13 protein-coding genes are annotated in these 15,221 nt (G+C 55.5%); 10 read left to right on the top strand and 3 right to left on the bottom strand.

What is annotated here, in order from left to right; translation table 11 throughout:
- Positions 1-58 precede the first annotated feature (58 nt).
- Entirely contained in the window at positions 59-970 is a 912-nt protein-coding gene (gene ldcA, locus CWM66_RS11140; RefSeq protein WP_107146649.1) for a muramoyltetrapeptide carboxypeptidase, read from the bottom strand.
- A 101-nt stretch (positions 971-1,071) separates the two neighbouring features.
- On the opposite strand from ldcA, the gene emtA reads away from it, so the two are divergent.
- On the top strand, positions 1,072-1,683 hold the full coding sequence (gene emtA / locus CWM66_RS11145; protein WP_007371664.1) for a membrane-bound lytic murein transglycosylase EmtA: 612 nt from the start codon (positions 1,072-1,074) through the stop codon (positions 1,681-1,683).
- Here the strand turns inward: emtA and CWM66_RS11150 are convergent, their stop codons facing one another.
- A complete protein-coding gene (locus CWM66_RS11150) occupies positions 1,684-2,415 on the bottom strand; it encodes a flagellar brake protein (RefSeq protein WP_007371665.1) in 732 nt (243 codons plus the stop codon).
- A gap of 211 nt (positions 2,416-2,626) precedes the next feature.
- On the opposite strand from CWM66_RS11150, the gene CWM66_RS11155 reads away from it, so the two are divergent.
- Positions 2,627-2,881 carry a GlsB/YeaQ/YmgE family stress response membrane protein gene (locus tag CWM66_RS11155; protein ID WP_007371666.1) on the top strand — a complete coding sequence of 85 codons (255 nt, stop codon included), beginning with the start codon at positions 2,627-2,629 and terminating at the stop codon, positions 2,879-2,881.
- A gap of 49 nt (positions 2,882-2,930) precedes the next feature.
- Here CWM66_RS11155 and CWM66_RS11160 read toward each other — a convergent pair whose 3' ends face one another.
- On the bottom strand, positions 2,931-4,631 hold the full coding sequence (locus CWM66_RS11160) for an alpha,alpha-trehalase (protein WP_107146650.1): 1,701 nt from the start codon (positions 4,629-4,631) through the stop codon (positions 2,931-2,933).
- Between the two features lie 972 nt (positions 4,632-5,603).
- Here CWM66_RS11160 and CWM66_RS11165 point away from each other — a divergent pair.
- The 8 genes from CWM66_RS11165 to tssB all read left to right on the top strand — a co-directional run bounded on the left by CWM66_RS11165 (position 5,604) and on the right by tssB (position 15,219).
- The gene (locus CWM66_RS11165; protein WP_007371668.1) at positions 5,604-6,098 is read left to right on the top strand and encodes a hypothetical protein; all 495 of its coding nucleotides are present in this window, start codon (positions 5,604-5,606) and stop codon (positions 6,096-6,098) included.
- 23 nt (positions 6,099-6,121) lie between these two features.
- Positions 6,122-6,628, top strand: coding sequence for a type VI secretion system lipoprotein TssJ (tssJ, locus tag CWM66_RS11170; RefSeq protein WP_007371669.1), 507 nt, complete (start codon positions 6,122-6,124; stop codon positions 6,626-6,628).
- Positions 6,629-6,652: 24 nt separating this feature from the next.
- Positions 6,653-7,996, top strand: coding sequence for a type VI secretion system baseplate subunit TssK (tssK, locus tag CWM66_RS11175; protein WP_007371670.1), 1,344 nt, complete (start codon positions 6,653-6,655; stop codon positions 7,994-7,996).
- 17 nt (positions 7,997-8,013) lie between these two features.
- Positions 8,014-9,252 (top strand): DotU family type VI secretion system protein, encoded by a 1,239-nt coding sequence (locus tag CWM66_RS11180; RefSeq protein ID WP_035887419.1) that lies wholly within the window; start codon positions 8,014-8,016, stop codon positions 9,250-9,252.
- Between the two features lie 3 nt (positions 9,253-9,255).
- The gene (gene tssM, locus CWM66_RS11185; protein WP_107146651.1) at positions 9,256-12,870 is read left to right on the top strand and encodes a type VI secretion system membrane subunit TssM; all 3,615 of its coding nucleotides are present in this window, start codon (positions 9,256-9,258) and stop codon (positions 12,868-12,870) included.
- A gap of 17 nt (positions 12,871-12,887) precedes the next feature.
- Positions 12,888-13,595: a type VI secretion system-associated protein TagF gene (tagF, locus tag CWM66_RS11190; RefSeq protein ID WP_007371673.1), complete on the top strand. Its 708-nt coding sequence runs from the start codon at positions 12,888-12,890 to the stop codon at positions 13,593-13,595.
- Between the two features lie 11 nt (positions 13,596-13,606).
- Positions 13,607-14,620 carry a type VI secretion system protein TssA gene (gene tssA, locus CWM66_RS11195; protein WP_007371674.1) on the top strand — a complete coding sequence of 338 codons (1,014 nt, stop codon included), beginning with the start codon at positions 13,607-13,609 and terminating at the stop codon, positions 14,618-14,620.
- 74 nt (positions 14,621-14,694) lie between these two features.
- Positions 14,695-15,219 carry a type VI secretion system contractile sheath small subunit gene (gene tssB, locus CWM66_RS11200; RefSeq protein WP_007371675.1) on the top strand — a complete coding sequence of 175 codons (525 nt, stop codon included), beginning with the start codon at positions 14,695-14,697 and terminating at the stop codon, positions 15,217-15,219.
- The last annotated feature ends 2 nt before the right edge of the window (positions 15,220-15,221 follow it).

Genomic DNA, 15,221 nt, shown 5'->3' on the forward strand with positions numbered 1-15,221 from the left:
ACTTCACTTCATAATAACGGCAGAAACAGTGTTTTAATAAGAACATTAAGCACTTTTTTTACCCGGAGATCACAGGATGACCGGTCAGCGTCAGGCGTGTTTTATCAGTATGTTGCAGCTGAGCAAACGCGCCTAACGGCAGGGTTACCGTTTGCGGCTCATGGCCGAAGGCCAGCCCGCTAATGACCGGGATAGTCAGCTGTGAACGCAGGTAATCCACCATCTTTGTAAGATTGTAGCCCGCATCATAATCGTTAGGTTGCGCGTGGGAGAAACTACCGAGAATGAGCGCCTGCTGCTGCGCCAGAATTCCGGCGTGCAGCAGTTGCAAAAGCATTCGCTCAACGCGGTAAGGATGCTCATTAATATCTTCCACCACCAGAATGCCGCCCGGCATTGACGGCAACCACGGCGTGCCGATAAGTGAAGTCAGCATCGCCAGATTCCCGCCCCACAGCGTGCCTTCAACATGGCATCGTGGGCCAACGCCGTTCCACTCGATGCTGAAGGTCGGGTTGGTCAACGCGCGCCAGAAGTGCTCCTGCGTGAAGGCATCCAGCGTGTCTGCGCCGAAATTACCCGCCAGCATCGGCCCGCTAAAGGTAATCACCTTGCCGGTTGCCAGCAGACCAAGCTGGATAGCCGTAAAATCACTGTGGCCGCATATCAGCAGCGGTTGTTGTTGCTGACGCGCTGCGATGCCCTGCCAGTCGATATCAGCCAGCAAACGGCTGGCGCCATAGCCGCCGCGCACCGCCATCACAATCGTATTATTGCCCGCCAGGGTTGCCAGTGCGTTGATATCGGCCAGACGCTCTTCATCGCTGCCGGCAAACCGCTCGCTGCGCCGGGTGATGACGGATGGATTGGCAATGTGATGCCCCTGCTGCGTCAGACGTTCGACGGCAAGTGCCGCCGCGTGCTGATTAATGCAATAACCGGAAGGGGCAATCAAATGGATGGTGGACATGGCATTTCCTTGCTGACATCTATAGGGAAACAGTTATCATGCCGCTAACCTGTATCGTTGTCATCCGCAGTGATGAGCCCCTCGAAGAAGGATTTGTTGGCGTGAAATTAAGATGGTTTGCTTTTTTAGTGGTACTTTTGGCCGGATGTAGTTCAAGACAAGATTACCGCCAGCCGGACTGGAATCCGGAAGTGCCGGTGAAACGGGCGATGCAATGGATGCCGATCACCGAAAAGGCGGGCGCGGCGTGGGGTGTCAGCCCACGGCTGTTGACGGCGATGATTGCCGTGGAATCCGGGGGAAACCCGAACCTGGTGAGTAAATCCAATGCGGTGGGGCTGATGCAACTGAAAGCGTCAACCGCCGGACGTGAAGTCTACCGCTATATGGGATGGAGCGGTCAACCCTCCAGCAGTGAACTGAAAAATCCCGAACGCAATATTTCCATGGGCGCGGCCTATTTAAGCATTCTCGAACACGGGCCGCTGGCGGGGATCCGCAACCAGCAGGTGATGCAGTACGCGCTGGTGGTCTCCTACGTTAACGGCGCCGGGGCATTACTGCGGACGTTCTCGTCGGATCGCGACGAAGCGATTGATGAGATCAATGATTTGAGCGCTGACGCTTTTCTGAAACACGTGGCGGAAAAACACCCCGCGCCGCAAGCGCCGCGCTATATCTGGAAAGTTCAAAAAGCGATGGATGCGATGTAATCAGCGCACCCGGTTGGCGCGTTCGCGCGCCTCGCGCTCCAGGGCGAAGATAATGCGCTGGAGCTCGCGCTCAACGCCGGGGCTGACATTCAGAAAGCGGAAGCTCAGGCGTGGCGTAACGATGGTGCTGTTTTTCCCGTCCACCACTTTGCGCTCGCCGACCGCAATCAGCTGTGCGTCAAAATAAAATTGCCCCCAGGACGCCATGTCCAGTTCCACCTGCGAAAAGCGCATGCCCGGTTGCAGTGCTGCGGGTAATTCGCCATCCAGCAGGGCGCCCATTCCTCCCAATGAGAGATCGAACAGGCGAAAGCGGATCTCGCTTTTGTCCGGCATCAACGCTTTACAAAAATAAGCCGGATGGAGCGGGGCGCTGATGCGGAAATATTCACGGCGCTGAATAAACCACAGCGAATCCGGCAGCGAGGTAATAAATGCCGGCAGCGCCTGGAAATCACCGGCTGCGAGCCCGGGCAGTGTAAATTCAACCTTGGCGCCTTGTGTTTCAGCGGTAATGGTCACTTTCCCTGCACGCTGCACTGCGTTGTTCTCATACTCCTGGCTACCAAAATCCATCACCAGCTCTTCCGGATTGACTTCCAGTATCTTACTGATGAACTGACCGCTGCCCCAGGTAATGCAGACAGGCACCTGGTTTTTTTGCAGATCGCGCAAAACACCCAGTACGGCCAGAGGATTCTGTTTCAGGAACTGCTCACTGTAATTGCTCACGCCGAATGGCTCCTTGATGACTGACACACCGTCGTTGGGTTATCGGCAATTTCAGACAGAACTTAATACAAATATTGCGAAAAATTTTCCCTGAAGAGTGGGATTAAGTCTGTGAGATGAAAAAGTTTTGTCGCCGACAACTATACTGTAGCTAACGCGCCGCCATTGTGGTGCGTGCATGTAAACGAAACAAGCAGAAGGAGAGAGTAAAATGGGCATTCTCGCGTGGATTCTTTTTGGTTTGATTGCTGGCATTATTGCTAAATTAATCATGCCCGGACGGGATGGCGGCGGATTTATTCTGACTTGTATTCTGGGGATTGTGGGGGCGGTGGTTGGGGGCTGGCTGGCTACAACGTTTGGTTTTGGCGGCGATATTACCGGCTTTAATCTGCACAGCTTCCTTGTCGCGGTCGTCGGCGCTATTGTCGTGCTGGCAGTGTTCAGGCTGTTGCGCAGAGATTAAAACTTACGCTTCAGTAAAAAGGCCGCAATTGCTGCGGCCTTTTTCATGTTTACTGCGCGGCTTTTTGTTCGGCAGGCGCAGGTTGTTGTGAGGCGGATGCAGGTTGCGTTTGCGGCACGTTGTCGCAGGGTTTCTCTTTCGGGCACACCAGATCCAGCATTTTCAGCGTGACGCCGTTAGTCCAGCCAAAGCCGTCCTGCAGCGGATACTCTCCACCGCCGCCGCCTGTACCGGTGGTGCTGACATCATATTTTTCCACCAGTTTTTTCTCACGGTCGTAGGTGTGCTGAACATTGGTCAGGAAGCGCCAGCTCACTTCCTGCGAAAGTTTCTGCTGCTGGTAATTTTGCAGCCCCTCGGCGGCAACCCATTGCAGTGGTGCCCAGCCGTTAGGCGCATCCCATTGTTGCCCGCTATTCACGGTAGTTGTGGTGATGCCGCCGGGTTTCAGCAGTCGCGCTTGCGTGGCGGCAGCGACTTTATCCGCACGATCCTTCGCCGCCGCGTTGACAAACAGCGGGAAGAGCGCCGCTGCCGTAAGCTGGTTTCTGACTTTATGGGTTTTCAGATCGTAATCGGCGTACCAGCCCTCTTTTTCATTCCACAGATTGGCTTCAATACCTTTCTGCCGAGCGGTGGCAAGGGCTTCATAGTGACTGGCCTTTGCGGCATCACCGGAAACCTGATAGCCGCGGGCAAGCATTTTTTCCATTTTGAACATCAACGCGTTCAGATCCACGGGCACAATGCTGGTGGTTCGAATGGTACCGAGCTGCTGCGGGTTATCCATCCAGCGCGAGCTGAAATCCCAGCCCGAGGCGGCAGCGGAACGCAAATCGCGATAGATCTCCGTGGCGGGGCGGTTAGGGTTATTTTTCGCCGTAGTGACATCATCAAGCCACGATTCCGGACGCGGCGTATCGCGGTCGTCCCAGTAACGGTTTAACACGGTTCCGTCATTCAGCTTTACCACGCGCTGGCTGGCCTGACCCGGTTGCAGGCTATCGACGCCTTCCATCCAGTAGCGATGTTCTTTTTCCATCTGCGGCAGCCAGGTTTTCAGCGCCTCATCGCCATCATGGGTAGCCAGCAGTTCGACCATTAAGGCGAAAAACGGCGGCTGGGAGCGGCTCAGATAGTAGGTGCGGTTACCGTTGGGAATATGTCCCCAGGTATCAATTTCGTGCGCGAAGTTGGTCACCATATCGTTGATCTTGTCCCAGTGTCCGCTTTCAGCGAGGCCCAGCATCGTAAAGTAGCTGTCCCAGTAATAGACTTCGCGGAAACGACCGCCAGGCACAACATAAGGTTTTGGCAGCGGCAGCAGGGAATCCCATTTACCGGCGCTATCGGTTGTGCGTGTCAGCACGGGCCACAGGCCGTCGATATGCTCGCGCAGGCTTTGGCCTTCAGGCGGAACATAGGCTTCGCCTTCTTTCGGTAAGGTAAAGTTAACATCAACGAAGTGGCGCAAATCGAAACTGGTCTGGTTACGCTGCATACGATAATCCGCGAGGATCATCAGCGGATCGCCTTTGGGTACAGCATCTGCAAAGGTTTTTTGATCGGGAAAGAGTTTGGCGCTTTGCACATCATTAAACAGCGGGCCGAGCAGGATATCTGGTGATTGCTGCGCATTCGGGGCGTCTGCGGACAGCGCCTGAGGAACAACAGCAAGTAATGCTCCACCTAAAACGACGTGCATTGCCAGCAACAGCGAGCGCGGCTGGCGCATAACAGGTTTTATCATCAATCATTCTCCTTGAGCTGGCGCATCACGGCACCGCTGACATCAATCTTGTCCAAACCTTAGTCGAATATCAGATAAATCGCGTGCTCCGTTTGGCATTTTGTACGATTCCAGACTATTTCCCCGTCTGGTTACGACGAAAATGCGGTTTTTTTCCGCAGAAGTGTGACGAAGGTTGATCAATACAGCTGGGTTATTTTTAGCGATCAAATATGCAGAGAGCAAAAAATAGACAATATTGCGGCAAATCGACATGGCTGAAAGGTTTCATTTAATGTGGGTTCAGAAGCGGTTAAGCACCGCTAAATAATTTCATACAAAGAATGTTCTCGCGCGAAACAATCCGCGGTACCGCTATGAAATAGTTTTGTACGTGACTATATATGCCCGGTAAATAGATGCTTTTTGCTCAATATATTTCGCCAATACTGACAAAAGAATCCGAAATAGGGCGTGAAAGCTCTTAAACCCTGCATTTAATCTGGAATTGAGGCTACCAGATATTGTAGTATTTATTCGTGTATTTATGCTTTTAGGATTACTCTTATCACATTATTTTCAGTATATGCTAAGAAAAGAATAATAGGTATTATCTATTTAATTTCAGTGGGTTATGGATTTGCATTTTAATAAACTGGCGTTATGGACAGCTATCTTTAATAATTCTCTCCTCAAGTGAAATTTTTTCTTGAGAATTGTCCTAATTTGCAAAAAAATTAAATAATCCTATTTCAACAGGTCGGAGATCATATTGAATTGAATAATCCTATCTGTAAAATCGTGTCATGATAGTCAATGAAAAGTAATAATATTGCGGCCTTGCTTTGTGCAGGCTCGTGCGGTAGCTATGCCTTTTATTCATTATCACGGCGTTTTGTTGGAGAAGGATGAAGTTATTTAGAGCGATTTAACTGCTACTTTCCGAAACGCTCCAGGTCAACACAGTAATATATTTGCAATGGAAAAAACTCTATGAACATGCGAATGGTCTTGGCTCTTCTTTTTGTCTTTGGCGTTAGTGGGTGTAAAGCGCCACCGAAACCGGCTCCAGGCGACGACACCATTGTTACCAGTGAAGTGAATGGCGTTACCTTAACTCACCGTTATGCAGTGCTTGCTCCAACCGAATTTACTGCCATTAACCAAAACTATCGCGCGCTTTATCCGGCTTCCGTTATGAGCAAACCGGATTTCGGCGGCAAAGTGATCCGCCAACTTGAAGCCGGTAAAACCTATGTTGTTCTGGGACAGGTAGAGCACTTCTGGATGGCGCTGGCCGATGAAGGAAAGGAAGAACTGATTGGTTATGTGCCGATGCGTGCCGTAGTGAAAAGCGAGCTGTACGACAAAACGCTGCGTGAAGACCGTCGTCGCAGAGTCGCGCCGAAAAAACAGACCTGCGTGACGGTAGACGGCAGCGGCAAAGCCTGCAAAAACGCTAACTCAGGAACCTGGATCATCGATTAATCCAGCCGTGACGAGTGCCAGATATGAATAATAATGCTGTTGTGCGCCAGTTCTGTCTGGTGTTTTTCTTTGTGCTGGCCACCCTGGCCAGCGGTTGTGGATCTTCTTCACACAGCGTACCTACCAGCTATAACCTTCAGTTCAGGGCTCATCCGCAAATCAATGAGTCCGCTCCTCTTAAAGTCAGGGTTTTGCTGTTGAAATCGGACGCCACGTTTATGTCTGCCGATTTCTGGTCGCTGCAAAATAACGCTGACAGCGTGCTGGGTGCCAACCTGCTCAACAGTGATGAATTTTTCCTGATGCCCGGCCAGTTGTCGAAAACGCTGAGTGGCAAAAGCGCGCCGGAGGCGCGTTACATAGGCGTGATCGCGGAATATCAGGCTCTGGATGGCAAGAAATGGCGTATCTCCCTGCCGCTTCCGGTGCAGGGTGAGAGCCACTTCTACGAATTCTGGAAATCCTCTGCGGACGAACTGGAAGCGAATCTTTTCCTCGACATCAACGGAATTCGCGTCATTTCCAAATAGCGCCAGCCTAAACAGGAAAACAGTATGAATAAAGCAGAAAAGGTCATATGGACCGAAGGTATGTTTCTGCGTCCTCATCATTTTCAGCGTGCGGAAAGTTACCTGCAACATCACATTCGTGAGTGGGGGACACTGCAACGCCCGTACCTTTGGGGCTACCTGGATCTTGAACTGGATGACGCGATGTTGCGTCAGGGCTGTATCGCCCTGAGCTCTGCCAGTGGTTTACTGCCGGACGGCACTTTTTTCTCTTTCCACGATGCACGCCAGGCGCCAGCGCCGTTGGCTATCCCGGACAACACCAACAATGAGCGCGTGGTGCTGGCGTTACCGGTGCGGCGCGGCGGACGGGATGAAGTCATTTTCAGCGAAGAGAAAGATTCGCTGGCGCGTTACGTCACCTGGGAAAGCGAAGTGGATGATGACAACGCCATGTCCGTCGGACCGGCTGCCGTGCAGTTTGGTCGCTTGCGGCTAAAACTGATGCTGGAAAAAGATCTGAGCGCCGAATGGACGTCCATCGGCGTGGTGCACGTGCTGGAGAAGCGTAACGATAATCACGTTCGCCTCGATACGCGTTATATCCCGCCGGTACTCAATGCTATCAATAATCCGCTGCTGTATGGTGCGCTCAAAGATCTGCAAAGCTTGCTGGTGCAGCGTAGCCAGCAAATAGGTCAGCGTTTGCGTCAGCCGGGGCGTTTTAATACCTCGGAAATGGTGGAATTTACGCTGCTGGCGCTGATCAATCACCATCTTGGCGAGGTGGCGCATTTGAAAACACTGCCGATGATCCACCCGGAAGAGCTGTGGCGAAGCTGGCTGCCGTTCGCCACGGAGCTGACGACCTGGACCGCTACGCGTTCGCCGGAAGAGGCGCTGCCGGTTTATGACCATGACGATCTCGCGGGCTGCTTCAGCAAACTGCAATTGATGCTGCGCCAGGGGCTGTCGCTGGTGATGGAAGAGCACGCTATCCAGCTTCCGCTCACCGAACGCACTCACGGCCTGAATGTCGCCACGCTGCCGAATACCAGCATGGCGCGCGAGTTCGGCTTTGTGCTGGCGGTCAAGGCCAGCGTGCCGGGCGAAATCCTGCAAACCCATTTCCCGGCGCAGATGAAAGTCGCCCCGGTCACCAAAATCCGCGATCTGGTACAGCTCCAGTTGCCTGGCATGATGCTGCGCGCCATGCCGGTCGCGCCGCCGCAAATTCCGTGGCATGCCGGTTACAACTATTTCGAGCTGGAAAAAGGCGGCGAACTCTGGAACGAAATGGAGAAATCGGGGGCTTTCGCACTGCATCTGGCGGGCGAATTCCCGGGTCTTGATATGGAGTTTTGGGCCATCCGTAGCCCGACTGAATAAGAGAGCGAGCGCACAATATGCAGGAACAAAACGCCGCCGGCAGTGATGCCGCTCTGGCAGGAGCCAGTGGTAACAATCCTTTGGTCGCAGCGGCAAACCCGCTACTTAATGCGATACCGCAAATCCGCTATTCGGTCTCTCATGACGATCAAAGCGGTTTGCGTCAGCATTTAATTGATGAAATCCGCCGTTTTGAAGTGCGCTGTCAGCAATCCGGGCTGGCCTACGAGGTGATCGTGGGCGCGCGCTACTGCCTCTGTACCGCGCTGGATGAAGCCGCAGCGCTAACGCCGTGGGGCAGCCGTGGCGTCTGGTCCGGCAGCGGTCTGCTGGTGACATTCCACAACGAAACCTGGGGCGGGGAGAAGTTCTTCCAGCTGCTGGCGCGGCTGTCGCAAAACCCGCGCGAGCACATCGCGTTGCTGGAGCTGATCAACTTCTGCCTGCTGCTTGGCTTTGAAGGCCGCTACCGGGTGATGGACAACGGCCGTACGCAACTGGAAACCATCAAACAGCGCCTGTGGCAGATGATCCGTGGCGTGCGTGGTAACTATCCGCCGCCGCTTTCGCCGCACCCGGAAGATCAACCGGTGATGCGCAAGCTCTGGCGTCCGGTGATCCCATTATGGGCCTGCGTCGGGCTGGCGGGCTTCCTCGCCTGTCTGTTCTATATCGTGCTTAACTGGCGGCTTGGCGATAACACCAGCCCGGTGCTGGCGAAAATCTATCAAACACAGCTGCCGGAAGCGGCTATTGCCCAGCCAGCAGTGAGTGCGCCGCCAGTGCTTAATCTGCGCGCCTTCCTGCGCCCGGAAATTCAGCAAGGGCTGGTGGCGGTGCGCGATGAAGCCGATCGCAGCGTGGTGACCTTAAAAGGCGACGGGCTGTTTGCTTCCGGTTCAACGGTGGCGCGTGACAGCTACGAACCGGTGATCGACCGCGTCGCCCAGGCGATGAACAACGTCAGCGGCCGCATTCTGGTGGTCGGCTTTAGCGATAACGTGCCGATCCGCAGCGCGCGATTCGCCTCTAACTACGAGCTCTCTCTGGAGCGCGCGCGCTCGGTACAGTCGCTGCTGCAAAAACATCTGTCGCAGCCGGAACGCGTGAAAGCGGAAGGGAGAGGGGAGATGAACCCGATCGCGCCGAATAACACGCCGGAAAACCGCGCCCGCAACCGCCGCGTAGAGATTACTTTGCTGGTGTCGCCGGAAAATACGGCCGCCGAGCTTAACGGACTGCCGCAAGGAAACTAAAGGATGAATATGTTGCTTTCATTGCTGACCAACCGCATTTTGTGGGGTTTCCTTGGCGTGACGGGGCTGGCTGCCGTGATCTGGATGATCGGCCCGCTGCTCTCCGTCGTCGACTCCCGCCCGCTTGAGTCAGAGCAAAACCGCATGATCACCATTGCGGTGATGTACCTGATTTGGGTTCACAGCCACATTGTGCCGCGCCTCTATAATGCCTGGCTCAACCGTAAGCTGATGGACAACCTGAAAAGCGAAGAAGCCAAAGATCCGGTCGAGCGCAAACGCCTGAACAGTGAAGAACAGGTGCTTAATGAGCGCTTTGAAGAGGCCGCACAGGTACTGAAAAAAGCCCACTTTAACCAGCCGGGCCAGCGCGGACAGTGGACTCAGCGCTTCAGCACTCAGTATCTGTATCAGTTACCGTGGTATGTGATCATTGGTGCGCCGGGTTCCGGGAAAACCACTGCGCTGGTGAACTCCGGCCTGCAATTTCCGCTGGCGGATCGCTTTGGTAAAACCGCGCTGCGCGGCATTGGCGGAACGCGTAACTGCGACTGGTGGTTCACCAACGAAGCGGTGCTGCTGGATACCGCCGGTCGTTACACCACGCAGGAGAGCGAGCAGGTTCAGGATGCCAGCGAATGGGCGAAATTCCTCGGTCTGCTGCAAAAATACCGCCGTCGCCAGCCGATTAACGGCGTGATTGTGACGATCAGCATCGCCGATCTGCTGACGCTATCCGCAGAAGCCTCCCGCGAACAGGCGCTCAATTTGCGCCAGCGGCTGACCGAGTTGCATGAGCAGTTGGGCATTCGTTTCCCGGTTTATGTACTGGTAACCAAAGCCGACTTGCTGAAAGGTTTTCGCGCCTATTTTGCCGGTTTTGATAAAGCGCAGCGCGACCAGATCTGGGGTTTCACCTTCCCGTGGGAAAAAGCCAGACTGGCGGATTTTGACTTGCAGGGCAGTTTTCTGCAGGAATTTGCCCTGTTACAGCAGCGGCTGGATGCGGCGCTGCCGGATACGCTGTTGCGGGAAAGCGATGCGCAGGCACGCGCGGAATGTTTCCTGTTTCCGCAGGAGTTCGCCGCACTTCGCCCGCTGCTGTCTGACTACCTGAACACGCTGTTTGCCCGCTCTAATTTCGAAACCGAATTCTCGCCGCGCGGTATCTACTTCGCCAGCGGTACGCAGGAAGGCTTGCCTTTCGACCGCGTGATGGGTGAACTCAGCCGGGCGCTCTCGCTACCGCAGGGTAAAGCCGGAGATAACTGGGATTCGGTGAGTAAAGATGAGCCGGTACCGGGCGGGAAAGGGCAGAGCTTCTTTATCAAGCATGTGCTGCAAAACGTCATCTTCCAGGAAGCGGGTATTGCCGGGCAAAACCGCTGGTGGGAGCTACGCAGCCGGGCGGTGATCTGGTCCGGTTATGCGGCATTGCTGGCGCTGCTGATTGTTATCAGCGCCTTGTGGCTGACCAGCTACGGCAATAACAAAGATTATCTTGATGAAGTGCAGGCCAAAGTGCCGGCGCTGGATCAGGAGATCAAAGCGCTGCGTAACCGCCAGCAGGGCGATCTGTTTGCCATGCTGCCGCTGCTGAACGGGCTTGCCGCGCTGCCGCAGAGTGACGCCTTCGACATCAACAATCCGCCGATCACCCGCCGTATGGGATTGTATCGCGGTAACGATGTGGCTGACGCCTCGCAGACGCTGTACCAGAAAGCGCTGCAACAGATGCTGTTACCGGAAGTGGCGATGCGCATTACCACCTGGCTGCGCAACGATAACGGCAGCGATGTGGAATACAGCTACGAAGCGCTGAAAGCCTACCAGATGCTCTATCAGCCGAAACATTACGATGGCAAATTCCTGCACTCGTGGGTGATGCTCAATCTGGAGCGCAATCTGCCGCAGAACGTCACCAAAGCGCAGATCCGCCAGCTTGAATGGCATCTGACGCAGTTGCTGGAGCCGCAAATTCAGTCGTCGCCGTACGCCAAAGATGAGGCGTTAATCAGCCGCGAGCAGGCAATGATTAACCAGCAGCCGCTCTCCACGCGCGTTTATGGTCGTCTGAAACGTCTGCTGGAACATGATGACAGCCTGAAGCCGGTTTCACTGGCTTCACTGGGCGGACCGCAAAGCGAGCTGGTCTTTTCGCGCAAAAGCGGCAAACCAGTGAGTGAAGGTCTACCGGGGCTGTACACGCCGGACGGCTACTGGAATACCTTCAACGCAAAGATCGCACCGGTCACCGCTTCCCTGCATGAAGATGATAGCTGGGTACTGGGCGCGACCACGCAGCCGGAAGATAAACAACAGACGGATAACGCGGTGCGCCAGCTCTACGCCCGCGACTTTATCGCTCTGTGGGACAGCTTTTTAAGCGACATTCAGCTTAATAACAGTGCCGATCTGAATCAGCGCATCAATACGGCGCGCTTGCTCTCCGGCAACAACTCACCGCTGCGTCGGCTGGTGCTCAACCTGAGCCAGCAACTGAAACTGACGCGGGATGAGCCGGAAGACGCTGAAAAAGCGAAAAATGCTGGTAGTACTAACCGTGGTACGCAGATGCTGGAAACCCTGTTCAGTAACCACGACGGCGCAGAGCAAACCACCAATGCTGCGGCCAGCCAGACGCCGGAACAGCGTGTAACCGAACACTTCGCGCCGATTATCGAACTGGCGCAGCCGCTGGAAAAAGGCGGGAAAACCATCGTCTTTGATGATTTTCTCAAGCAGGTTGATGAGCTGTACCGCTATCTGACCGCCGTTCAGGATGCTGCCAACAGCGGGATGCCACCGCCGGGGGGAGAAGCGATCAGCCGTTTACAGGCCAGCGCCGGACGTCTGCCCGGCGGTCTGCAAACCATGTTCAGCAACATGGCCGTGGGAGCCAGCAGCGATACACAGCGCCGGGATCTGGAAAATGTTCGCAAGCGTATCAGCGTTGAAGTGGGCAGCTTCTGCCGTCAGGCCATCGCCGGGCGTTATCCGCTGGTGCGCTCAGCCAGCAGCGAAGTGACGCCGGACGATCTGGCGCGCATGTTCGCGCCGGGCACCGGTCTGATGGATACCTTCTTTCGCGATAACCTGACCAATAAAGTCGACACCACGCAGTCCACCTGGCGCTTTATGCCAGGTATCGACGGCAAAACGCTGCCGGGCAGCGAAGGTTTGCTGGTGCCGTTCCAGCAGGCGCAGTCTATCCGCGATGCTTTCTTTGCCAATGGCAGCACCACGCCGTCGTTTCGCACAACCGTGCGCACGGTTCGTATGGATAACAGCATCCTGACCATGACGCTGGATGTGGACGGGCAAATTCTGCGTTACAGCCACGGGCCGCAGGCGGTACAAATCGTTAACTGGCCGGGATCGGGCGGAACCAACCAGGTACGGATGCAGCTCGGTCTGGCCAGCGGCACAACCGCGACGCTGGTCACCAACGGCGCGTGGGCACTGAATCGCTTTTTCGATAAAGCCCGCGTCAGCCCCGGCAGTAGCAGCCTTAGCCGCCAGGCGACATTCACCATTGACGGGCATCAGGTGACGCTGGAGTTTGCGCCGAACAGCATCCGCAACCCGTTCCAGCTTCCCCGTTTCGCATGTCCTTGAACTGCAAAGGAACGCCAATGACGATGACTTCAGCAATCAGCTGGTACGGAAAACTGCCGAGTGCCGGTGATTTTTTACAGCGCCGCTTTCCCGATGCGCTGCAACGGCAGTGGTCCCACTGGTTCCAGGTGGGGTTGATGAACTGGCAAAAAGAGGAACAGCGTGCCAGCGATCGCCAGTTCGGCAATGCGCCGGTATGGAATTTTGTTGTCCCGCCTATGCTTGGCGGACAGCAAGTGCAGATGGGCTGTCTGCTGCCGGGGCGCGACAGCGTCGGGCGCCAGTATCCGATTTGCGCGCTGATGGCGATTAACCCGCTGGAGTGGACGCCGCGCCATCTGGCGCAGGCGGGCGACTGGTATCAGCAACTGGGCCGCACGCTGCTGCACGCTATCCGCAATGGCTACTCGCCGGAACAGCTCGATCAGGCGCTGCTGTCGATTCCGCCCGTGCAGTTGGTTGCGCCGGAATCGCGCTCGGAAATTCTTGATGTGATCGGTTACGAAGGCGACGGCGAATCGACCATTGGCTGGAATCAGGCCGCCGAATGTTTCGACCCGCTGCGCCAGATCAGTTTCTGGTGGACCAACCGCAGCGACGGCTATCCGCTTTATACACACGTACATAGCGGCAATTTTACCGGGCAGCTCTTTACGCTGCTGTTTGACCCGGCGGGGGGCGCTAGACCCGGTCGCCACGGTCTTTACCCACCGATGTTTGAATAAGCAGGTTGCGGATGACGATTGACTCTTTACTGGCTCCGGTCACGCCGGAGCAACCGTGCGGCGAGAATCTGGAGTATGACGCCGACTTCCAGGCGATGGAGCAGGCCAGCCTCGGTAAAGCCGAGCAGCAGTTCGGCAACACGATCATTCCTGCCGAACCCGCCGACTGGAACCGCGTGGAAAAACTGGCCACCTCGCTGCTGGAACGCACGAAAGATATTCGCGTCATGCTGGCGCTAACCCATGCATGGACGCGTCGCCGCGGGCTGGAAGGTTACGCCGACGGTTTACTGCTGCTGGGCCAGGCGCTGGCGCTGTACTGGGATCATCTCTGGCCGTCGCTTACCGATGGCGGTGAATTCGATCCCTTCTACCGTATTAATGCGCTGGCTGCGCTGAGCGACAAATCCGCGCTCACCACCACGCTGCGCCAGTCGATACTGTTACGCAGCAATGGAGATGAGCTGAATGTGCGCGATGCACAGGCGCTGCTGGATGGCAGTAAAACCGAATGCGCGGGTTACCCGGGCGGTCGGGTGCGTTTGATAGATGAACTGGTACGCGGCGGCCAACCCGGTATTGAAGCTATCGGGCAGATTGAAGGGCGCCTGCAAACCATCCGTACATGGCTGCTGGAACAACTGGGCGAAAGCGGGGTGCCGGAAATGGAACAGTTACTGAAAACGGTCAGCATGATTGCCGGAGCGAGCCGCGCTTCCCGTGGCGATGAGCCGCCTGCGCCGTCCGCAGGGGAGGAGCAAAAAGCCCCTGCGCCACAGCCGGTTGCCGCACCGCTCGCAGCGCATACCGACTGGCGCACGGCGCAGGTAACGACGCGCGCCGACGCACAGTTGATGCTGGAGAAAGTGAAGCAATACTTTACTCAGCATGAACCGAGCCACCCGGCACCGCTGATGATCGATCGCGTACAGCGGTTAATCGAACTCGATTTTATGGAAATTATTCGCGATCTGGCGCCCGACGGCGTAAGCCAGTTGCAAAACATCTTTGGGCGTCAGGAGTGACGCGTACCGTGTTATGACGACAGGCGCGTCGCCAGTCGTCAAACCTTCACCGCGCATATTCGATGGAGAACATCATGCCAATAAGTAACAGTGGTCAAAAATTTATCGCCCGCAACCGCGCGCCGCGCGTACAGATTGAGTACGACGTGGAAGTTTATGGCGCTGAGCGCAAAATCCAGCTTCCGTTTGTGATGGGCGTTATGGCGGATCTGGTCGGGAAACCGGTGGAGAACTTACCGTCTATTGAGGAGCGTAAATTCCTCGAGATCGATGTCGACAACTTCGATGAGCGTATGAAAGCGCTGAAACCGCGCGTCGCCTTCAACGTGGATAACACGCTGACGGGCGAAGGCCGGTTGAACGTCGATCTTACCTTCGACAGCATGGATGATTTCCTGCCGGATGCCATCGCCCGCAAAGTCGAGCCGCTGAACAAACTGCTGGAAGCCCGCACGCAGCTTTCCAACCTGCTGACTTATATGGACGGAAAAAACGGCGCGGAAGAGCTGATCGCCAAAGTGTTGCAGGATCCGACGCTGTTGAAATCCCTTAGCCAGTTGCCGAACAGCGACGAGAACGCGCAAGGTAAAGAGGAGTAAAC

It is taken from the genome of Kosakonia sp. H7A (assembly GCF_003028445.1).
GTDB classification, from domain to species: Bacteria; Pseudomonadota; Gammaproteobacteria; order Enterobacterales; family Enterobacteriaceae; genus Kosakonia; species Kosakonia radicincitans.